17 protein-coding genes are annotated in these 21,805 nt (G+C 44.6%); 6 read left to right on the top strand and 11 right to left on the bottom strand.

Annotation, left to right across the window (positions count from 1 at the left end):
• Positions 1–9: 9 nt before the first annotated feature.
• Positions 10–1,164, bottom strand: a complete 1,155-nt coding sequence (locus tag K7R11_RS02980) for an aminotransferase class I/II-fold pyridoxal phosphate-dependent enzyme (protein ID WP_224488530.1) — start codon at positions 1,162–1,164, stop codon at positions 10–12.
• Positions 1,165–1,278: 114 nt separating this feature from the next.
• Between K7R11_RS02980 and K7R11_RS02975 the strand changes: the two genes are divergently transcribed.
• Positions 1,279–3,069: a M61 family metallopeptidase gene (locus K7R11_RS02975; RefSeq protein ID WP_224488529.1), complete on the top strand. Its 1,791-nt coding sequence runs from the start codon at positions 1,279–1,281 to the stop codon at positions 3,067–3,069.
• A 55-nt stretch (positions 3,070–3,124) separates the two neighbouring features.
• Here K7R11_RS02975 and K7R11_RS02970 read toward each other — a convergent pair whose 3' ends face one another.
• The 7 genes from K7R11_RS02970 to K7R11_RS02940 form a co-directional block, all read right to left on the bottom strand.
• Positions 3,125–3,403, bottom strand: coding sequence for a F0F1 ATP synthase subunit epsilon (locus K7R11_RS02970; protein ID WP_224488528.1), 279 nt, complete (start codon positions 3,401–3,403; stop codon positions 3,125–3,127).
• Positions 3,404–3,461: 58 nt separating this feature from the next.
• Entirely contained in the window at positions 3,462–4,970 is a 1,509-nt protein-coding gene (gene atpD / locus K7R11_RS02965) for a F0F1 ATP synthase subunit beta (RefSeq protein ID WP_224488527.1), read from the bottom strand.
• Positions 4,971–5,193: 223 nt separating this feature from the next.
• Positions 5,194–6,672, bottom strand: a complete 1,479-nt coding sequence (locus K7R11_RS02960; RefSeq protein ID WP_224488526.1) for an SGNH/GDSL hydrolase family protein — start codon at positions 6,670–6,672, stop codon at positions 5,194–5,196.
• A 20-nt stretch (positions 6,673–6,692) separates the two neighbouring features.
• Positions 6,693–9,479: a TonB-dependent receptor gene (locus K7R11_RS02955; protein WP_224489138.1), complete on the bottom strand. Its 2,787-nt coding sequence runs from the start codon at positions 9,477–9,479 to the stop codon at positions 6,693–6,695.
• Between the two features lie 108 nt (positions 9,480–9,587).
• Positions 9,588–11,435, bottom strand: coding sequence for a glutamine--fructose-6-phosphate transaminase (isomerizing) (glmS, locus tag K7R11_RS02950; RefSeq protein ID WP_224488525.1), 1,848 nt, complete (start codon positions 11,433–11,435; stop codon positions 9,588–9,590).
• A gap of 33 nt (positions 11,436–11,468) precedes the next feature.
• Positions 11,469–13,133 (bottom strand): DUF4270 domain-containing protein, encoded by a 1,665-nt coding sequence (locus tag K7R11_RS02945; RefSeq protein ID WP_224488524.1) that lies wholly within the window; start codon positions 13,131–13,133, stop codon positions 11,469–11,471.
• A gap of 14 nt (positions 13,134–13,147) precedes the next feature.
• Positions 13,148–13,957, bottom strand: coding sequence for a glycogen/starch synthase (locus K7R11_RS02940; protein WP_224488522.1), 810 nt, complete (start codon positions 13,955–13,957; stop codon positions 13,148–13,150).
• 110 nt (positions 13,958–14,067) lie between these two features.
• Here K7R11_RS02940 and panC point away from each other — a divergent pair, with 110 nt between their 5' ends.
• The 5 genes from panC to radA all read left to right on the top strand — a co-directional run bounded on the left by panC (position 14,068) and on the right by radA (position 18,868).
• Complete coding sequence (gene panC, locus K7R11_RS02935) at positions 14,068–14,916, top strand: pantoate--beta-alanine ligase (RefSeq protein ID WP_224488520.1); 849 nt, start codon at positions 14,068–14,070, stop codon at positions 14,914–14,916.
• 12 nt (positions 14,917–14,928) lie between these two features.
• Positions 14,929–15,279, top strand: coding sequence for an aspartate 1-decarboxylase (panD, locus tag K7R11_RS02930; protein WP_224488519.1), 351 nt, complete (start codon positions 14,929–14,931; stop codon positions 15,277–15,279).
• Between the two features lie 2 nt (positions 15,280–15,281).
• On the top strand, positions 15,282–16,247 hold the full coding sequence (locus K7R11_RS02925; RefSeq protein WP_224488518.1) for a lysylphosphatidylglycerol synthase transmembrane domain-containing protein: 966 nt from the start codon (positions 15,282–15,284) through the stop codon (positions 16,245–16,247).
• A gap of 32 nt (positions 16,248–16,279) precedes the next feature.
• A complete protein-coding gene (locus K7R11_RS02920; RefSeq protein ID WP_224488517.1) occupies positions 16,280–17,425 on the top strand; it encodes an alpha/beta hydrolase in 1,146 nt (381 codons plus the stop codon).
• A gap of 81 nt (positions 17,426–17,506) precedes the next feature.
• A complete protein-coding gene (gene radA / locus K7R11_RS02915; RefSeq protein ID WP_224488516.1) occupies positions 17,507–18,868 on the top strand; it encodes a DNA repair protein RadA in 1,362 nt (453 codons plus the stop codon).
• Positions 18,869–18,884: 16 nt separating this feature from the next.
• Here the strand turns inward: radA and K7R11_RS02910 are convergent, their stop codons facing one another.
• The 3 genes from K7R11_RS02910 to K7R11_RS02900 form a co-directional block, all read right to left on the bottom strand.
• Complete coding sequence (locus K7R11_RS02910; protein ID WP_224488515.1) at positions 18,885–19,922, bottom strand: NADP(H)-dependent aldo-keto reductase; 1,038 nt, start codon at positions 19,920–19,922, stop codon at positions 18,885–18,887.
• Between the two features lie 77 nt (positions 19,923–19,999).
• Positions 20,000–20,956, bottom strand: a complete 957-nt coding sequence (locus K7R11_RS02905) for an OmpA/MotB family protein (RefSeq protein WP_224488514.1) — start codon at positions 20,954–20,956, stop codon at positions 20,000–20,002.
• Between the two features lie 41 nt (positions 20,957–20,997).
• Positions 20,998–21,762, bottom strand: a complete 765-nt coding sequence (locus K7R11_RS02900; protein ID WP_224488513.1) for an exodeoxyribonuclease III — start codon at positions 21,760–21,762, stop codon at positions 20,998–21,000.
• Between the last annotated feature and the right edge of the window lie 43 nt (positions 21,763–21,805).

Below are 21,805 nucleotides of genomic sequence, written 5' to 3'. Positions count from 1 at the left end.
AATCAAATATTAAACATCTGAAAGGCAGGGCTTAACAAAAATAAGAAGTCTGTCGAAAAGACCTTCAATTTCTTCAAAAGAATTAAACGAATGAAGGCAAATTCGTATCCTTTCCTTCCCTTTAGGTACTGTTGGCGATAAAATTGGCTTCACATCATAACCCGCATCCACCAATTTTCCGGCTATTTCCTTAACCAGGTCATTGCCAGGTAAGAGGATACTGGTGATGGAAGAATTTCCTGAGACACATTTCATTCCTTTCAATTTTTCCCTGGCCTGCACATCGGCAAAAGCAATGCGATCCAGAAGTTCCTTCCTGGGCAATTCTTCCTGCATCAACTGATGAGATGCCAGGATCGAAGCCAGGGAATGTGGAGGCAGCGCAGTTGTGTAAATAAAGCTACGGGCAAAATTAAGGAGGTATTGCTTCAAACCGGAAGTACCCAGCACAGCCGCTCCATGTACTCCGGGGGCTTTACCGAAGGTGAGTATCCGGGCAAATACCCCGGACCTGATCGATTCTTCATAGGTAAGACCTTTCCCTTGCGGCCCAAGCACACCAAGAGCGTGAGCCTCATCTACCACCAACAGGGCCTTAAACGAATTACAAAGCTTGACCAGTTCGGCCATGGCAGGTGAATCTCCATCCATGGAAAAAACTGACTCTGTAACCACATAGCACACCCCGGCCCCGGCGTGCTTATGTAATAATTCCTCAAGGTGATCCAGATCATTATGGCGAAAACGATAATTTCTGGACATTGACATTCTCAGACCATCTCTGACAGATGCATGGATCCATTCATCATATAAGACCACATCCCCTCTTTGAGGAACAGAAGAGAAAAATCCAATATTCGCATCATAACCGGAATTAAAGATCAGGGCATCTTCCGCCTTATAACATTCCTTTAGAAACAACTCCGTTTGTTCATAAAGGGGATAATTTCCTGAGATAAGCCTCGATCCGGTACTCCCATTCTTCACTACTCCCTGTTCCAGCATGATCTGCTGCGTAAGATCAGCGAGGGATCGGGATGCGGATAAACCCAAATAGTCATTCGAGCTAAAATCCACCAAACCCCTATCCGCAGAGAGCTTCCTCAGGGCATTGTTTTGCTGGCGTTCTTCAAGCTTCAGACGTAATTTTTCGGGTAATTCCACTTATGTCACTTTTTGGAAGGGTAAAAATACAACACTTGGCAAATATCCCTTTTATTCCCTTCCATTAATACTTTAATATTCGATAACTTCAGCATCTGAATTAACACTGTTTTTATGCAAAAATATCTCTACACATTAGTAATCATTACCTTTGCCATTCAGTTCAGCAGGAGTCAATCTCCGGTTGAATACACCTTAAATTTCGATAATGCTGCCCAAAACGAAGCAGAGATCTCTGTGACTTTCCGGGATCTTGACATGGATACCCTGCGCATTACCATGAGCAGAAGTTCTCCCGGAAGGTACGCACTACACGAATTTGCAAAGAATGTCTACAGTTTTAAAGCTTACAACAGTAATGGCGACCTCCTGGAAGTGATTAGACCCAATCCTTATGACTGGTTAATCCCTGAGCATGACGGGATCGTCAGGATCCACTACACCCTATTTGCCAACCATGCAGATGGCACCTACAGTGATATCAGCGAATCCCATGCGCATCTAAACATCCCGGCAACCCTGCTCTACGCCCCGGCCCTGCAGCAGCGTAAACAACATGTCAAAATTAAAGTACGTGAGGACCTTAACTGGAAGGTGGCGACACAACTGCAACGCATCAACGACAGCATGTATACCGCACCGAACCTCCATTATCTCATGGACAGTCCCTTGGAAATATCAAACCACCAGGAAAAAAGCTTTGAGATCCGTGCTGAATCAGGAAAACAAACGATCAGGTTTATTCTTCACCACAGGGGATCTGAAAGCGATTTTGACACCTTTTTCAATCATGTGAGGAATATTGTCCTGGAAGAGATTGCCGTATTCGGGGAAGCCCCTGATTACGATTATGGAGAATACACTTTTTTAGCCTGCTATCTGCCTTGGGTACACGGGGATGGAATGGAACATCGTAACTCCACCGTTCTCACCTCTACCCGTGAATTGACTACACCAGAAGGGCAAAGAAATCTCGGAACCGTGGCCCATGAATTCTTTCACGCCTGGAATGTGGAGCGCCTGCGCCCGGCATCACTGGAACCTTTTGATTTCAACAATGCCAATATGAGCGGGGCTCTTTGGTTCGCAGAAGGGTTTACCTCCTACTACACCAATCTTACGCTGAAGCGCGCCGGGATTTATGACGAATTGGAATACCTCAACTCCATTACTCCTACTTTTAATTATGTGTGGAACGGGCCGGGAAGAGAATATTTTAACCCTGTTGAAATGAGCTATCAGGCCCCCTTCGTAGATGCGGCTACATCCGTTGACCCGGTAAACCGAGCGAACACCTTTATTTCCTATTACTCCTACGGCCATATGCTGGGCCTCGCCCTTGACCTTAGGTTGCGAACCGAAAACAAATCCCTTGACGGGTTTTACCAACTACTTTGGAAAAAATACGGGAAACAGGAAGAACCCTATACCCTGAATATGCTGGAAAACACACTGAAAGAATATGCAGGAAAGGATACAGGTACGGAATTTTTTAAAAACTTCATATCCGACAGTCAAATGCCGGATTATAAGAGTTTGCTAAACCAGATGGGGATAGCGCTTACACAGCCAAAGGACAAACCCTACCTCGGCGTGGAAATTGATAAGGGCACACTTACCTCCTATCCTGTTAAGGGAAGTCCTGCATATGAAGCCGGGCTCAGCAAGGGCGATCAGATCGTTTCGGTGGATGGGGTACCTTCAGATGATACATTCAACCTTAAAAGCATTTTAAAAGACAGGAAACCCGGAGATACCATTCAACTTAAGGTAGAACGATTCGACAGGGAGCTAAAAAAGACTATTCACCTCAAACCAGCTCCGGATTACTTAATGAATCTTACTGAATCTCCTTCAAAGGAGCAGTTAAAAAAAAGAAAGGAATGGCTTGAATCCAAGAGGTAAACAAAAAAGCGCCGGGATTACCGGCGCTTTTTATTTATGATCTTAAGTACAAGTCTTAATCTGCAAGAACGATCACTTTATTGTCGTTCATTTCGATCGTTCCACTGTTGATAGGAAGAATGGTTTCATTCTTATCTCCTTTTGAAAACCTGTCTGCGAACTCTTTAGAGATTTTTATATCTCCATAGATCTTGACCTTACCCTGTCCAAGAATCGACACAACAGGGGCGTGGTTGTTCAACATCTGAAACTCACCATCCACTCCAGGAACAGCAACCGAAGTTACCTCTCCTTTAAATAATGTTGCTTCCGGTGTTACTATTTCTAAATACATAGTTTATAATTTTCAGTTTTCAACATACGGGGTAAAAACCCCTGCAATCATGGGTGAATTATGCTTCTGCAAGCATTTTCTCTCCGGCTTCGATCGCTTCCTCGATAGTACCTTTAAGGTTAAAGGCAGCTTCAGGAAGGTGATCAAGCTCACCATCCATGATCATGTTGAATCCTTTGATGGTATCCTTGATATCAACAAGTACCCCTGGAATACCAGTAAACTGCTCTGCTACGTGGAATGGCTGAGAAAGGAAACGCTGAACCCTTCTCGCTCTTGATACCGCAAGCTTATCTTCTTCAGAAAGCTCTTCCATACCTAGAATAGCGATAATATCCTGTAGCTCTTTGTAACGCTGTAAAAGCTCTTTTACACGCTGAGCACAAGCGTAGTGCTCTTTTCCGATGATCTCTGCAGCAAGAATTCTTGAAGAAGACTCTAACGGGTCTACTGCAGGATAGATACCAAGCTCTGCGATCTTTCTGGAAAGTACGGTTGTTGCATCAAGGTGGGCAAAGGTCGTTGCCGGTGCAGGGTCAGTAAGGTCATCCGCAGGTACATATACTGCCTGTACAGAGGTGATAGATCCTGTTTTAGTAGAGGTAATACGCTCCTGCATTGCACCCATCTCGGTAGCAAGTGTTGGCTGATAACCTACCGCAGAAGGCATACGTCCAAGAAGTGCAGACACCTCAGAACCAGCCTGGGTAAAACGGAAAATGTTATCTACGAAGAAAAGTACATCCTTTCCTTGTCCTTCTCCTGCTCCATCACGGAAGTATTCTGCAATGGTAAGTCCTGAAAGTGCAACACGGGCACGTGCTCCCGGAGGCTCATTCATCTGTCCGAACACGAAAGTAGCCTTCGACTCCTTCATGGCAGCCTTATCTACCTTACTAAGGTCCCATCCGCCTTCTTCCATAGAATGCATGAAGTCTTCCCCGTATTTAATAATACCAGATTCAAGCATCTCTCTTAGAAGGTCATTCCCCTCACGAGTACGCTCACCTACTCCGGCAAATACAGAAAGACCACCGTGTCCTTTTGCAATGTTGTTAATCAATTCCTGGATCAGTACGGTCTTACCTACTCCGGCTCCACCGAAAAGACCAATCTTACCTCCTTTTGCGTAAGGCTCAATCAGGTCAATTACCTTAATCCCGGTATATAATACCTCTGTAGAGGTAGATAAATCTTCAAATTTAGGGGCTTCACGGTGAATTGGAAGACCATTCTTCCCTTCTTTAGGAAGATTTCCAAGTCCGTCAATTGCATCTCCGATCACATTAAACAAACGTCCGTAAACATCTTCTCCGATGGGCATTTGAATTGGGTTACCCTGAGCAACAACCTCAGTTCCCTTACTTAAACCATCGGTAGAATCCATGGAAATAGTCCTTACAGTATCTTCACCAATATGAGATTGTACCTCGAGAACTAATTTAGAACCATCTTTTCTTGTGATTTCCAGCGAGTCGTAAATATTTGGAAGCTCAGTTTCTGAACCAAATTCCACGTCCACAACCGGACCAATAATCTGTGCAACTTTACCTGTAACTTTAGACATTACTTAAGTGTTTAATGTTTAGCTTATTCAATACGAAAAAAAACCTCCCGCATTGGATTCAAATCGGACTTTTTTCGCGGTGCAAAGATATGCTTTTAATTGAAAATTTATTCATTTTCCAATTTTTTTTTAACCCCCTGATATTTACCCATAAATAAGAATTCAAGGCACAAAAAAGCCCGACTTAAAATCGGGCTTTTTTACATCAGAAATATTTTAATATTTAAGGTAACTGAGCAGGGTAGGCTATACCGAAATCGCCCGCCTTATACCTTGGAAGAACAGCCTCGTATTTGGACTCTATGGCCTCCATAACTTTATTTGCAACAAAGGCATTCGCCCGTGCAGTCAGGTGTATCCCATCCAGTGAGAACATACCTCCTGTAACAAGATTATTAGTAAAATTAAACTCATCGAAGGGTAATCCCGTGAACGTCTGATTGATCAGGCTATAGGCATCAATTACCGGCAGGTCGTTCTGGGCCGCAACGGCGTCAATGACCTGGTTGAACGCCTGGGTAGCTGCATCGATTTCCTGCAGTTCAGGTGCGGTCAAAGCCCACTTGTCTTCCAGTGGCACAGAAACCCCGTTTACCTTCGTTGGATCATTATCTACAAGGGTCCCTAAGAAAGCAGCACTCGGTAGCACTAATAATTCACCTGCCGCAAGCTGACGATAGGGAGGTAATCCAAAGGCGGAAAGGTCCGTAAGGTATTCATCTACGATCACCGGAGCATTCTGCCCTTCCACAAAGTTTATAGTCCTGGCCGCTGCCTCTTCCTGAGAAATCGCACCTCCGGCAGCAAATTGCTGCAAAGCCTGATTATAATCTCCGTACCCCTGGTTAACGAATGCTGCAGTAGCAGCATCCATAGGGATGGCGTTATATGGCACGGTTGTAAAGTAAGGGATAACCGTTACATTCGGCACATTGGCAACCACACCTTTGGCTCCACCCGAAGTCAGGGTAGAAACAATATTGGTATATACCTGTCCGAACACCTGAGGGTCTGTAATATCATTACTTTCATAGTTGGAAAGATTGGTATCTCCATTTCGGTCAACGCCATCCCCACCTGCCACAGCATAACCAAGAACGTCATTTGCTCCGATCCAAAGGGTGAAGAAAGTAGGATTCTGAGCCATGGCATCTCCTAATACCGTAGCGTTCTCACTTGAAGAGAATCTCGCATAATACGGGTTGGCTTGTCCCTGCTGCAAAGCCTGCAGGCTTCCATAGCCCGGAGCCAGCAGATGAAAACTCTTGGCACCGGGAACCCCCATATTATTAAACGAACCTGATAATTTATTGGTAACCTCGGTAGTGGCATTCCCAGGAAGTCTTACCGGGCCGGATCCGTCAAAGATCAGACGATTCTCAAGGAACTGGAATCCTCCGATAAGCATTCCGCCAAGATTATCGGCCATTAAGGGTTGGGTGAACTCTCCCCCTCCTACCTGGGCAAATTGATTGGCCAGGAGATTTGGAAAAGAATTCATTTGCCCGGCCTGAAAGAGCGCTCCGTCTGTATATCCTGCAGTTAGAGAATTCCCTAAGGAAACGTAGGTGGTGAAGTCCGCAGTACCTGCGGAATATTCCACCATATCCTCCGGCATCATCACACCTCCATCGTCATCGCTCTCACAGGCAGTAAACCCAAGAGCAATAAGAGGAAGGATCCATTGATATCTTAATTTCATTTTAATTGAATTTTTAGTGATTATAGGTTGTTAATTGTCCAGGAGATATAGTACTGTGATCCGATTCTACCTGTACCGATTGCGGTAAAGTACTCATCTCCCCCCAGGTTGGCAGCTCCCGCCTTAAAGGTTGACTTGAGCGCAGGAACTCTAAGGTTGATCTGAGCATCAAATACGGAATAAGAAGGAATTTGGCCATCTCCGAAACTGGCTTGCCAGAAATAGGAATCACTCCATCTGTAGCTTACATTAAATCCAAAGTTTTCAAATAGCGATGTATTCCCAAAACTGGCTTTGAATTTATGCTTTGGCGTGTTAAAGTTTGGTCTGAAATCAGGATCGTCCAGTTCAAAATCAGCAAATGTATAATTAACCCCTAAATCAAAATTATTAAAGATAGTGGTCGTGGTCGCGATGGCCGCCCCATAAGACCTTACCTCGCTCGTTGCATTCGTATAGGTCTGGTATGGCTTGAAGTCTCCATTCTGCAGAGCTGCAGCCGCCTGAAGATACCCTGCTCCGGGCACTCCTCCCTCGATGTCGTTCACATCTCCGTAAAAAGGAACAAGAACAGTCTCATTCGCGATAAAATCATCATACCATGAATAATATCCACTCATGTCTATGGTCACAGGACCTAGAACACCGCGATATCCAAGTTCAGTCACCTTGGCCTTTTCAGGTCCAACAAGCCCAACATTAGCTGACTGAGGTGCCCCGGCATTAACCGAACTTAATGAGAAAGCGTTTTCATAAGCCTGTCTTCCTACTACATCAACCGATGGACTTCCTGCTATAGCAGCACCCTGACCAGATAATGTATACGTACGTACATCCCTGTCCAGGTTCGATTCTGCAGATCCTACAAGAATAGCTGCACCGGCGTCAAGTCCGATAAAAAGATCCTGGGTGGTCGGGTTACGGAAAGCCGTCTGGAATGACGCCCTTATGTTATGATTTCTCTTTTCTCCTGCGGTATACCCCATAGAGAATCTCGGAGTCATCTGCCCGTCGAATAATTCAGACTTATCGTAACGAACCGAACCTGTAAGCTTTAAACGCTCATCGAACAACTGTTTCTGGATCTGAGTATAGAAACCAACTTCGTTGTACTTGATAGGTCCGTCGAAATCGGTATAGATCGTACCAAAAGAATTCAATTTATACTCCCGGAAAGACCCCCCAACCTGGATGTCGGCAAAGTCATGTGTCAGGTGTGCAAAATTATAATTGAAATCAACGTGTCTAAGCTGTGAAGCATCCTGGAATTTTGCCCCCGTGGTCAGATCAGGATCATCGGTGATCCTGTCAAAAGTATTTTGAAATTCAGGAGTTCCGGGAATTAGCCTTCCGGTATCTGCAACCCCTCTGGCGATGGAATGAGCCTGCTCATTATTAGCTCCACTAAGGGCCGCCTGGATATAGGCTCCTGCATATTCTCCGAACCATTGGTTATCGCCCTTCCATGCTCTGTTGATGTTGATTCCGGCAAAGCGCATATCGTAAGAATCCCCGGCATCCTCATCTGTCATATATCCTCTTACGAAGAAATTATCGTTTTTGAACTCGAGCTTGTGTTGCTGCAGGAAGAAATCCTTTATGGTATAGCGGTTAGACCCCTGATAAATAGTAGTACCTTTACCCATCTTCGCCTGGTAGATGATCTCAAAATCGTCTGCAAAAGGCCTGTAGTGCAAGGCCGCATCGAATTTAACGCTCTCTGCATTGTAGTTGGTAAGGTCACTCTCCAGGTATCCTGTACGGCTAACATTCTCATTTGGCAACAGGTTAACCAGACCCGGGTTAGGCAGTATGCCCATATCAGCCAGCGCCTGTCCGACACCGCGAATATTGGTACTTACCTCGTCTCCGTATACATTAAGCCCGTTGTAATTCACATCATTCTGACGTGTACTTGCGGGATTATTAAGGTTGGTCTCATCTACAGCCCACCAGTCTGTTCCCTTCAGGTAAGAGAAATTAGCCTTGGCAGCAAACTTGTCAGAGAACTTCTTGGCCAAACGAATTCCAAGGTCCCAGAACTCGTTATCCCCGGCTGCCTCCTGAGAGGTAAGCCCGGTCTTTACATAACCACTAACCCCTTCATAATCAAAAGGACTCTTACTTCTCATGAAAAGGATCCCGTTAAAGGCATTCGCCCCGTAAAGAGCAGAAGACGCCCCCGGAAGAAGCTCCACACTTTGTACATCCACTTCGGTAATACCTAACAGGTTCCCTAAAGGAAAGTTAAGTGCAGGAGCAGAATTATCCATTCCATCTACCAATTGAACAAAGCGCGTATTTGCAAAGGTGGCAAAACCACGGGTATTGATCGATTTAAATGTTAAACTGTTGGTGTTTATATCCACACCTTTAAGATTTTCAAGACCGTCATAGAAATCTACTGAAGGTGTGTTTTTGATTTCTTTGATCCCGAATCGCTCTACTGTTACAGGTGATTCAAAAATACGCTCCGGTGTTCTCGAGGCCGAAAGTACGATCTCGCCCAACTGAGTGGTTTCTTCCTCCATTCTGATCTGTAAGGGGGAAGCATCTGAAGTCACCTCAATCGTTTGCGTTTTAAAGCCAATACTACTAACTGCAAGTGATAGAGGAAGAGATTCCTGAGTAGTTAAGTTAAATTCCCCATTAAAGTCAGTTACTGCTCCAACAGCAGCCCCAACCACCTTGACATTGGCTCCGGGTATTGGTTGACCGTCAGGGTCGATCACCGTTCCGGTTAGTACCGTCTGAGCCGAGAGTGTAGCCCCGATCAGAAAAGCACATACAATAAGTAATGTTCTCATCATTAAAATTTAGATTTTGTCGGGTAATATACAGAAAAAAATAAATCCCCGAGCATTTTTCTTACACTCGGGGACTATCAATTCTATAATATATTGAGCACTAATTCGCTACTCCACTGTAACAGATTTCGCGAGATTTCGTGGTTGATCTACATTGCATCCTCTCATAACCGCTATATGGTATGAGAGTAATTGCAGAGGAATAGTAGTTAACAATGGAGTGAGGAGCTCATGAGTTTCAGGAACCTCAATAACGTGGTCTGCCAATTTACTCACATCCTTATCGCCCTGAGTAACCACAGCGATGATCTTACCCTTTCTGGATTTGATCTCCTGCACATTACTAACCACCTTTTCATAATGTCCTTTTTTTGTAGCGATCACCACAACAGGCATCTGTTCATCAATAAGAGCAATAGGTCCGTGCTTCATCTCTGCAGCGGGATACCCCTCGGCGTGAATATAGGAGATCTCCTTTAGTTTAAGAGCGCCTTCAAGCGCCACCGGGAAGTTATACCCCCTACCCAGATAAAGACAGTTGGTTGCATCCTTATAAATGTCGGCAATAGTGGCTACATGAGCATCGGTCTTTAGCGTCTCCTGAACTTTAACGGGGATGGTTTCCAATTCCGCCAGGTAGTTATGGAATTCAGAATGCGTGATCTTCCCTGTACTTTTGGCAAGCTTAAGAGCAATAAGCGTGAGCACTGTGATCTGTGTAGTGAAAGCCTTGGTAGAAGCCACTCCGATCTCGGGACCGGCATGAGTATACGCCCCCGCATGTGTCTCCCTTGAAATAGAAGACCCTACTACATTACACACCCCAAATACAAAAGCTCCCTTTTCTTTGGAAAGTTTTATTGCGGCCAGGGTATCTGCGGTCTCTCCGGATTGAGAAATTGCTATAACAACATCATCCTGTGTTATTACAGGATTCCTGTATCTGAACTCAGAGGCATATTCCACCTCGACAGGGATCCTCATCAGTTCTTCAAAAATGTATTCGGCTACCAAACCTGCATGCCAAGAAGTTCCGCACGCTACGATAATGATTCGCTTGGCATTAAGAAATTTCCCAAGGTTATCTTCTACTCCGGCCATTTTTACAATACCGTCATTGATCCTCAGACGACCGCGGTAAGTATCCTTAATGGCCTCGGGCTGTTCATAGATTTCTTTGAGCATGAAGTGATCATACCCTCCCTTTTCAATCTGCTCCAGGTTCATTTTTAATTCCTGAACATAAGGGTTTACGGGTTTATCACTACGCACCTGTCTAACGCGAACATCACGGCCTCGCTTAACAATAGCCATCTGTTCATCCTCAAGATAGATCGCGTTGTTGGTATATTCTATAAAAGGAGAAGCATCACTGGCAATAAAGAACTCATCTTCCCCAACACCTATAGCCAGAGGACTACCTAACTTCGCCACAACGATTTCATCCGGTTTGGTCCTGTCAAAAACGGCAATGGCATAGGCTCCAACCACCTGGTTCAGGGCTATTTGAACAGCCTTCCCCAGTTTAACATTTTCATTTGTTTTGACATCCTCTATGAGGTTAACCAGTACTTCAGTATCTGTATCAGAATGAAACTCATAGCCTCTGTTTATCAAGGCTTCCTTAATAGAAGCGTAATTTTCAATAATACCATTATGGATAATTGCGAGGTCTCCGCTGTTCGAATAATGCGGATGCGCATTCTGATCATTGGGTTCCCCGTGAGTTGCCCATCGGGTATGACCAATACCAATACTTCCGTTTACAACACCTTCTTTATCTGCTTTTGCCCGAAGGTCTGCAACCTTCCCTTTGGTTTTACACAACTCAATGATTCCTTTGTTGTACAAGGCAATCCCGGCACTGTCATAACCGCGGTATTCGAGACGCTCCAATCCTTTTAAGATCACAGGGAAGGCCTCCCTGGCTCCTATATACCCAACAATTCCACACATAACTTCCTTCTTAAATCCTTTTAATTAGTCTACTTACTTTTTTGGCTCCGTGTAGATCAACTCAAGTTTAACTCGTTTTGCCTGATCTTCGGCTGAAACATTTGCTCCATAAAGCACCACACTATAAGGGTAGGCAGCTGCTCCCTGGGGCACAGAGACCTTACTACCATCCTGGTCAAAGGCGGATACTACGAATGAGTTAAAAATATTGGAAGTAACAGACAATCCAAGGTTCACATTGGTAGAATCATTACTTATAATATTCTTAATATGTTCCGTAACACGAAACTTGTACTTGGGAGTTCCATCTTCATCATCAAGCAGTCCTCCATAATACAAATAACTTGAGTTTGGAAAGGTAGTTACTGGACCAACAGCATCCGTTCTATAATCGACCAAAACTTCACTATTCTCGAAGTCATACAAAAATAATCTGTCAGGAAGGTTCTGATTACCAGTTAGTTGATCGTCTGCGTAAAAAATCAGATTAGCTTCATTGATCAACCATTCATTTGCACGGGCCTCATTAAGAAAAGCTTCCATATCCTGGCCGGCACTAAGGTCCACCTTGGCAATGGTTCCAGACTCACCTTTTAGGTAAAGGCGGTCTGCACCCACCCCTGCAGTAACGGCATCCATGACCTCCATAGGATAGGGCTCTTCCTCGTAAATATTAAAATTCTTGGTCTGGAAATTAAGGGAGAAACTATCACGGGCTACTTCAACAGCCTCGGTTTCCGCATTATAGGTATCATAATCGTATTTTATAGTAATATTTCCATCGTTGGTTCTAAGCAACATCTTCAGATTGTCTGAAGGGTGATCGATACCAATGTATATCCCCCGAAGGTAATCCCGGAACAACTCCTGATTACTCAAGACATCATCACCTTCTTTATCCAGAATACGCTCCTGGAAAAACTGAGAGTCTAATTCCAATCGAATACGGGGAGAAAATCTCGAAGATACATTCTGGGATTCATCCTCCTCGGTATCCGGATCATCCTCATTGTCGAAAAATATCAATTCCTCAAAGTTCAAACGGTAATCTCCCGAAAACAAAACAGTAGAAAGGAAAGGCTGCGCATCCTCATCCGAGAAATACTCCTGGATACGCTGGAAATTTGACTGGGGATCCCGGTCACGAAGGTATTTAGTATACTCCTGTACAGTTACTGTAAAAGGAGTTTGCACATCTCCAAAAACTGAGTCCACATCATAAGGTCTGGGTAAATTATCATCATCCAGGGTATCACTCACCGTGCTAAAAAATGGAATATCGAGATATACTTTTGTCACCCTTTCATTCTCATTGATCACAGCCGGGTCATCACCGGCTCCTGCATTAGCCTCATCCGCGGCAGAGAGATTCCCGAAGGTGGGAGGCGTAAGCTCTAATGACAACTGGGTAATAAAAGAAGCCTTTGACTTCCCAAATACCGCATCGGTATAGTCCGATAATTGATAGGTAGGAACAAGATTCAGGGTATTGGGATCGTTCGGCATAAAATCTGTGCGAACAGAAGCCAGGTTCACATTAGAGGCATTCACCTCATAAACCTGCTTTTTCACATCAAAATTAGCATCCTCAACCAGGTCTACTCCCAGGGTATTAAAATCCTTTTCACAGGAAGTAAAAAAAATAACACCACTCAATATGAGCAGTGTCTTCAACACATAACTCTTCTTAAAAATCATATTTCCTCGGTAGGTTAACTTAGCACTTCATTCTCATAAAACTCATTATAAGCTTCTTCAAACTCATAAATGGATTTATGCGGCAAGACTGGTTTGGAAAGCGAAGACAGATATTCCTGAAGGTCATCATCCAGGCTTTCAGAGGCAATTATAGCTGCATCAGAATTCTCTACAGCAACTTTGATAAGATTGGTATAGGTAGGGTTTTCCAAGGCACTAACAGAAGCTTCGTCAATACCATCAAATTTCACCTTGTTTATCATTTCTGGATCCAGAGTTCCTTCAAAGCCCTTACCGTACACAGAAGTGACAATCTTGCTTTCTGCAAACAGAGGCTCGTCGGCATAATACTGCCTTAGATATAGCGGCAACAGAGACGCCATCCACCCGTGAACGTGAATAATATCAGGATTCCAATTCAGTTTTTTAACGGTTTCCACCACTCCTTTAGCAAAGAATATGGCCCGCTCATCATTATCCGGAAAGAGATTCCCGTCTTCATCAGTAAATGTCGCTTTCCTCTTGAAATACTCTTCATTGTCAATGAAGTACACCTGAATTCTTTCTTTTGGAATGGAAGCTACTTTTATAATAAGGGGCATATCCATATCGTTCACCACCAGGTTCATACCCGACAAGCGTATCACTTCATGCAATTGGTGTCTGCGTTCATTGATATTCCCGAAACGAGGCATAAAGATTCGTATCTGCCCGCCTCTGTCATTCACCATCCGGGGACTTTCATAAGCCAGGGATGAAACTTCATTCTCCGGAAGGTATGGTATCATTTCAGAAGCGACAAATAATACTCTTTTGTCTGTCATATAATCACGTTGTTTCTTTTACACATTAGGTCTTAGGCATGCAAAATTACAAAAAATATGCCTAATTTATTTAAAATGCATAGTTTTGCACGCTGTTAATTTTTTCTCAAATGCTTGTTTTCAAACATAAAGCAGACCTAAAAAGACACCTTCTTAACAAAAGGGAAGAGGGCAACCGGATCGGATTGGTCCCAACCATGGGAGCCCTTCACGAAGGACACCTGTCATTAGTCATAAATTCGGCCAGCGAAAATGACCTGACAGTGGTATCGATCTTTGTGAATCCCACCCAGTTTGACCGAAAGGAGGATCTGGAGAATTACCCCTCCACCCTTGAGCGCGACCTGGAGCTGCTGGAAGGAACAGGCAGAAACATCGCAGTTTTCACCCCCAGCGTCCAGGAAATGTATTCGGAAAATATTCAGGCGGAGAGTTTTGACTTCGACGGACTGGAACATCAGATGGAAGGCAAATTCAGGGCTGGCCATTTTGACGGAGTCGGAACCATTGTTAAGTCGTTGCTGCAATTGGTGGAGGCAGACAATGCCTACTTCGGGGAAAAGGATTTCCAACAACTGCAGATCATAAAAAAACTCGTAGAAAAAGAAGGCATTCCTACACAGGTCATAGGGTGCCCTATCCTGAGAGAATCGAACGGACTTGCAATGAGTTCAAGAAATGAACGACTAAGTCCGGAAATGAGAAAGGAGGCAGCATTTATATATCAAACCATTTCCAAAGCAAAAACCCTCTTCCAGACGAAATCGCCAGAAGAAATCACGAAATGGACTGAAAATCAATTCGATAACCACCATTCCTTAACATTGGAATACGTGGAAATTGCTAATGAGTCTACATTAGAACCCGTTAAATCATTTAATAAAAAAGATCGTTACCGGCTGTTTATTGCGGTATTCGCAAATTCTATCCGGCTGATCGACAATATTGCTCTAAATTAATACCTTTGTGCCATGCAGATTGAAGTTGTAAAGTCTAAGATTCACCGCGTTACAGTAACCGGTGCCGACTTAAATTACATTGGAAGTATTACCATTGACGAAGCTTTAATGGAGGCTTCTAATATCATTGAAGGAGAAAAGGTGCAGATCGTTAACATTAACAATGGTGAGCGCCTTGAGACTTATGCTATTAAAGGAGAGAAGAACAGCGGAGAAATCACTCTGAACGGACCGGCAGCCAGAAAAGTGCAGCGCGGGGACGTGATCATCATTATCTCCTATGCCCTATTGGATTTTGAGGAAGCAAAGCAATTTAAACCTTCTCTGGTATTCCCTAACGAGAAAGACAACTCCTTAACCTAAGATTGAAAAAAAGGTTAAAAAATAAACTCAAGATCATACTCCCGCTCGTTGTGGGAGTTTTTCTTGTTTGGTATTCTTACCAGCAAACTACAGCAGAGGAGCGGCAACTGATCCTAAGCAATATCAGGGAAGCCAACTACCTTTGGGTAGGCCTGTCACTTCTTGCCGGCTTAATAAGCCACCTGATGAGAGCCTGGCGCTGGAATCTTTTGCTGGAACCCATGGGGTACAAACCCCGGTTTGGCAACAATGTTATGGCCATACTTATAGCCTATCTTGCCAATCTCGGCATCCCCCGATCCGGAGAGATCTTCAGAGCCACCACCATAAGCAGCTACGAGAAAATACCTTTTGAGAAAGGCTTTGGAACCATTGTGGCAGAACGCATTATAGATCTTATCATGCTACTTGTTGTAGTGGTTATTGCCGCATTATTTCAGACAGAGGTTATCGTCGATTATTTTGAAGCGAAAGGCATTAAACCCATTAACACCATACTGGTTCTTATTGCAGCCGGCCTGGCAGGCATTGTTTTCCTGAGGTTCCTTAACCGCACCCGAATCGGATTCCTGCAACGTATCAAAGGACTTATAAGGGGCTTAACAGAGGGGCTTACCAGTATTTTCCGCATGAAATACAAGACCGCCTTCCTGCTTTACACTCTTGGGATCTGGTTCCTCTACGTAGCGATGTTCTGGTTAATCAAATACAGCATCCCTGAAACCACAGATCTTTCCTTACCCGTTATCCTCGTGGCATTTGTTGCAGGAGCCTTCGCCATGAGCACCACCAACGGAGGCATTGGGTTATACCCACTTGCCGTAAGCAAGATCCTGGTGTTTTACGGGATATCCAAAGTATCGGCAGATGCATTCGGATGGATCATGTGGACCTCACAGACCCTGATGGTAATCCTTTTTGGAGCCCTGTCATTCCTGTACCTGCCTTTTTACAATAAAAGCAAATAATTTCTTATCTTCCTCTTCCAAATCGATCAACCATGAAAAACATTATCTACCTGTTTCTCATCAGCTTACTTTATGTAACACCCATGTCAGGCCAAACCTCGTTAGGGTCTATTGACTCATATAAGTTAGGTGAAAAGAGAGGTTATCGTCTTTACATCCCTGAAGACTACGACCCTGAAAAAAAATATCCGCTTCTTGTAGTGCTTGATGGAGACTACCTCTTTGATTTAACCGTTTCTACTGTAAAATTCTACAGGTACCGAGATGAAATGCCTTCCTGCATTGTTCTCGGAATAAATCAAAAAAACAGCCGCAACCAGGATATCATGTACAATCCCACCTCCGGACTACCGGAAAAATCCGGTGCTGATTTTTTTGAATTCCTGGGCATGGAGCTCATTCCAAAAATTGAAAAGGAGTATGAGATCGCTCCATTTAAAGGAATACTGGGATACGGCCTTACCGCGAATTACCTGAATTATTACCTGTTCAAGGAAAATCCTTTGTTTGACGCCTACATCAGCATCTCACCCACCCTGCCGGTGCAGATGGAACAGTACATCCCGGAACGGCTTTCTGCCGCCACGAGCCACCTGTACTACTTCCTCGCTACGGCAGAGAACGACACCAGGGAGAACCGGGAAGCTTCAATCAGGTTAAATGCCGCCCTGAAAAACATCAACAATGAAAATATTGAGTTTCATTATCGCTCATACGATCATGCAGATCATCACGCCGTGGCTTCCTATGCCATCCCGGAGGCTATTGATAAGATCTTCGAACTTTACAACCCGATAAGCGTCGTGGAATACAGGACCAAACTCATGACTTACGTCGGAGAACCCTATGAGTATCTGGAGAACAAATACAACACCATAGAAGAGCTCTACGGTTTTCGCAAGCAAACCATTCTCAACGATTTCATGGCTGTATACGCTGTTAGCAAGAAAAAGGAAAACCTGGAATCTTTAAAATCCCTGAGTGATCTCGCTAAAAAGGATTTCCCGGATACCATGCTCGGATTTTTCATTGAAGCCGAGTACCTGGAACTTTCCGGAGAACCCAAAAAAGCGATGAGGACCTATGAAAAAGCATTCAGCATGCCTGAAATCGATTTTCTCACAAAGGATCTCGCCTTGGAACGGATCGACAAGATCAAGGAAGATTTTGGCTGGTAAAAAAACCAAAATCACGAATTAAAGTTTATCACCCCGTTCCTGCGGGGTATTTTTGTACCCGGACAAACCCAGTATCACATCATGGCTAAAGTAAAAACCACATTTTTTTGTCAGAACTGCGGAACCCAATTCGCAAAGTGGCAGGGACAGTGTACCTCCTGCAAGGAATGGAATACCATTGTGGAAGAATTGGTTCAAAAAGAGGAAAAAAGAACCTGGAACCAGGAGAGTCATAGTCCTTCGCGAAGCAACAAACCGCTAAGAATACACGAAATAGACGGTGCCAGTGAAATGAGGATTCCATCGGGAAATGGCGAACTGGATCGTGTTTTGGGCGGGGGTATTGTACCCGGATCTGTCACCCTTCTAGGCGGAGAGCCCGGTATAGGGAAAAGCACCCTTTTACTCCAGATCACCCTCAGGCTCCCTATAAAATCGCTTTATGTTTCAGGAGAAGAAAGCCAGAAACAGATTAAGATGCGGGCAGAACGTATTGATCCCGGTAATAATAACTGCTATGTCCTTACGGAAACAAAAACCCAGAACATTTTTAAACACATCTCAAAAGTTGAACCGGAGATCGTAATCATCGATTCCATTCAGACCCTGCAAACGGACCATATTGAATCGTCTGCGGGCAGCATTTCACAGATCAGGGAATGCACCTCGGAACTGATAAAATTCGCAAAAGAAACCAACACCCCCGTGCTGCTTATCGGACATATTACCAAAGACGGGCATATTGCCGGTCCAAAAATCCTTGAACATATGGTAGACACCGTATTGCAGTTCGAAGGTGATCGCAATCACGTTTACCGTATTCTCCGTGCCCTTAAAAACCGTTTCGGATCTACGGCTGACCTCGGGATCTACGAAATGCTGGGGGATGGCCTTAGAGAGGTGACCAACCCATCTGAGATCCTGATCAGCAAAAATGCCGAGGAACTAAGCGGGACTGCCATTTCTGCCACCCTGGAAGGGATGAGGCCGTTAATGATAGAGATACAGGCACTGGTGAGCACCGCGGTTTACGGAACACCTCAGCGCAGCTGCACCGGTTTTAATTCAAAACGGCTGAACATGCTTCTTGCAGTGCTCGAAAAGAGAGCCGGTTTTCGTTTAGGAGCAAAGGATGTTTTTCTCAATATCACCGGAGGTATCAATGTGGATGACCCCTCGATCGACCTCGCCGTGATCGCCGCGGTACTCTCTTCCAATGAAGATATCGCGGTGGGTAAGGATATTTGCTTTGCTGCAGAGGTTGGACTCGCAGGAGAGATCAGACCTGTGCAACGCGTGGATCAAAGGATCCTGGAGGCAGAAAAGTTAGGCTTTTCAACTATTCTGGTTTCCGGTCACAACAAGATCACCCTGAAAAATCACCAAATACAGATCAGAAAGGTCAACCGAATAGAAGATGTGGCCCAATTCCTATTCGGCTAACCATACCGCCCACGGTTTATGGTGCAGGGTTTGGGATCTCGTTATGAATAACTTCAATAGCCTCTATTACTTCGGGGGATAAGCTCACATCAATACTGTCTATATTTTCCTTTAGCTGTTCCAGAGATGTTGCCCCGATAATGTTAGAGGTCACAAAGGGTTGCTGATTCACGAAAGCGAGTGCCAGGTGAGTCAGACTTAAACCATGGCGAGCTGCCAGATCAGCGTATCGCTCCGTAGCCTTGACTCCCTGTGGCTTGCTGTAACGGTTGTAATTAGGAAAGAGCTTAATCCGTGAACCTTCAGGCATCTTCCCTCCCAGGTATTTACCGCTAAGGGTACCAAATCCCAAGGGTGAATAGGCCAGCAATCCTACTCCTTCCCTCATGGAAACCTCAGCATTCCCGGCTTCGAACAACCTGTTCAACAGGTTATAAGGGTTCTGTATGGTCAACATACGAGGCAATCCCGATTTACGGGATTCTTCCAGAAATCGCATTGTTCCGAAGGGATTTTCATTAGAAACCCCAACATGCCTGATCTTCCCCGCCTTGATAAAAGTATCGAGACTTTCCAAAATGGATTTAAAATTATCTTCCCAACGTTCGGTCTCATCGTGCTTATAGCCCCGACTCCCAAAATAATTCGTATTTCTCTCCGGCCAATGCAATTGATACAGGTCGATATAGTCGGTTTGAAGACGCTGCAGACTCTTATCAATTGCATCCTGCAAAGCTGCTCTTGAAAAGCCATCTTCCCGAATGTGACGGGTCATTTCAGCAGGGCCCGCGATCTTGGATGCCAGAATAATCTCCTGCCGCTTGCCTGTTTTCCTGAACCAGGAACCAATAATTCTTTCTGTCTCTCCCTGGGTTTCCTTTCGGGCCGGTACCGGGTACAATTCGGCAGTGTCAAAAAAATTAATCCCCTTTTCTACAGCATAATCCATCTGGGCATGCCCTTCTTCTTCGTTATTCTGCTGCCCCCAGGTCATGGTTCCAAGGCAGATCTTACTTACCCGAATATCGGTGTGTGGTAAAAATGTATATTTCATAGCGCAATTTTATAAAAGTAAAAGTCCCCTGGCTTGATCAGCCAGGGGACTTCAAAATTAACAATTCTATTTCAGGTTTAGATCTGACTGAGCAATTTACTCACTTCATCCAGTTTTGGAGTTAATACCACTTCGATACGCCGGTTTCTGGCCTTTCCTTCGGCGGACGTATTATCTGCCACTGGCACGAACCTGCTTTTCCCTGCCGCAGTAAGGTTGGATGGCTCTATTTCCCTATTCTCCAGCAATAGCTTAACAATAGTAGTGGCCCGTTTCACCGAAAGATCCCAGTTATCTTCAAGCGCACCGTTACCACCATAGGGAACATCGTCTGTATGCCCTTCAATAAGCACCGCTATGTCCGGATTCGACGCCAAAACACCGCCCAGCTGATTCACAGCTCTTCTTCCATCCGCATTCACTGCCCAGCTACCACTGTTAAAGAGCAATTTATTCTCCATGGAGATATATACCTTCCCATTTTTATGCTCCACAGTAAGGCCTTTTCCTTCAAAATCAAGCAATGCTTTAGAAATAGCCTCCTTAAGCGTTCTCATGGCCTGATCTTTAGACGCCAGCACCCCTTCCAGTTCGGCTACTCTTCCTGCCTGCGATTCCATCTTTTGCCTGAGTGCCTCCAGTTCCATTCGCTTCTGATCCAGCACCCGTTCCTGGGCTTCCAGATCTGCCAGCAAGTCCCTGTTGCGCTTTGCATTTTCGGAAATAGCTGCACTGCTTTGCTGTTCCAGGGCGTCATATGAAGCTCTCAATCCGGAGAGGCTCTTTTTTGCAGCAGCGTATTCCTGCTGCAATCGGTCGCGCTCCGCCTTCAATTCATCGAGGGTTTTGTTCAGGCCGATCTTTTCATTGGCCAGCTTATTATTATCCTTCTGCAATTGGTAATTCTCATCGGCCAGCTGCGCGCTTTCTGACTTCAATTCATCATAACGGGATTCCAGGTCTTTGTACACCTTAGATGAAACACAGGAGGTGAGCATCAGCCCGGCTCCCAACAAAGCTAAATAGGTTTTCATACTTTCAGATTAGGTATTAGTTCATAAATTCGAAGCAAGGATCATTCCAATTCCAGCAATACAGGACAATGATCACTGTGTTTTGCCTCCTTTAGCATTACTGCCCGCCTTATTTGATCTTTTAGAGGTTCTGCCACCATATTGTAATCGATACGCCAGCCCTTATTATTAGCCCTGGCATTAGCCCTGTAGGTCCACCAGGAGTATTCGTCCGGCATTTCAGGGTGTAATGCCCGGAAGCTATCTGTAAAACCGCTATTGATAAAATTATCGATCCATGCTCTTTCCACCGGCAAGAACCCGGATACTTTCGCATTTCGAACCGGATCGTGAATATCAATAGCGCGATGACAGATATTATAATCGCCACAGACAATAAGCTTCGGATGTTCCTTCCTCAATTCATCAGCATAACGCTGAAAATCGTCCATATATTGCAGTTTCAGGTCCAGCCTGTCCATATTTGTTCCTGAAGGCAGGTACATACTCATCACCGAAACATCCCCGAAATCGGCCCTTATATTACGTCCCTCATCGTCCATATAGTCTATTCCGGTACCGTACTCCACATGATCAGGCTTTTGTTTGGAAAGAATCGCTGTACCGCTATAGCCTTTCTTTTTGGCACTAAACCAATAATGATGTGCATAACCGGCTTCTTCAAAAAGATGAAGGTCAAGTTGCTCCTTATGAGCTTTGGTCTCCTGGATACAGACCACATCGGGATCTGCGGCCTTTAACCAATCGAAAAACCCTTTACGGATCGCTGCCCGGATTCCGTTTACATTATAGGATATGATTTTCATGTCAGCTTTGGTTTTGGAGCTAAAATAAGGATTATATATGTCT

Origin of the sequence: Robertkochia flava, from assembly GCF_020166515.1 — a bacterium.
Taxonomy (GTDB): Bacteria; Bacteroidota; Bacteroidia; order Flavobacteriales; family Flavobacteriaceae; genus Robertkochia; species Robertkochia flava.
Note: the sequence above shows the minus strand (reverse complement) of the source record. Positions and strands in the feature narration are given on the sequence as shown.

Coding starts and splice junctions, on each gene's coding strand:
- K7R11_RS02910 (WP_224488515.1), bottom strand. CDS start 19,922: ATGAAATATACATTTTTACCACACACCGATATTCGGGTAAGTAAGATC.
- K7R11_RS02975 (WP_224488529.1), top strand. CDS start 1,279: ATGCAAAAATATCTCTACACATTAGTAATCATTACCTTTGCCATTCAG.
- K7R11_RS02940 (WP_224488522.1), bottom strand. CDS start 13,957: ATGACAGACAAAAGAGTATTATTTGTCGCTTCTGAAATGATACCATAC.
- K7R11_RS02905 (WP_224488514.1), bottom strand. CDS start 20,956: ATGAAAACCTATTTAGCTTTGTTGGGAGCCGGGCTGATGCTCACCTCC.
- atpD (WP_224488527.1), bottom strand. CDS start 4,970: ATGTCTAAAGTTACAGGTAAAGTTGCACAGATTATTGGTCCGGTTGTG.
- radA (WP_224488516.1), top strand. CDS start 17,507: ATGGCTAAAGTAAAAACCACATTTTTTTGTCAGAACTGCGGAACCCAA.
- K7R11_RS02945 (WP_224488524.1), bottom strand. CDS start 13,133: ATGATTTTTAAGAAGAGTTATGTGTTGAAGACACTGCTCATATTGAGT.
- K7R11_RS02955 (WP_224489138.1), bottom strand. CDS start 9,479: ATGAGAACATTACTTATTGTATGTGCTTTTCTGATCGGGGCTACACTC.
- K7R11_RS02900 (WP_224488513.1), bottom strand. CDS start 21,762: ATGAAAATCATATCCTATAATGTAAACGGAATCCGGGCAGCGATCCGT.
- K7R11_RS02960 (WP_224488526.1), bottom strand. CDS start 6,672: ATGAAATTAAGATATCAATGGATCCTTCCTCTTATTGCTCTTGGGTTT.
- K7R11_RS02970 (WP_224488528.1), bottom strand. CDS start 3,403: ATGTATTTAGAAATAGTAACACCGGAAGCAACATTATTTAAAGGAGAG.
- panC (WP_224488520.1), top strand. CDS start 14,068: ATGCTTGTTTTCAAACATAAAGCAGACCTAAAAAGACACCTTCTTAAC.
- K7R11_RS02920 (WP_224488517.1), top strand. CDS start 16,280: ATGAAAAACATTATCTACCTGTTTCTCATCAGCTTACTTTATGTAACA.
- panD (WP_224488519.1), top strand. CDS start 14,929: ATGCAGATTGAAGTTGTAAAGTCTAAGATTCACCGCGTTACAGTAACC.
- glmS (WP_224488525.1), bottom strand. CDS start 11,435: ATGTGTGGAATTGTTGGGTATATAGGAGCCAGGGAGGCCTTCCCTGTG.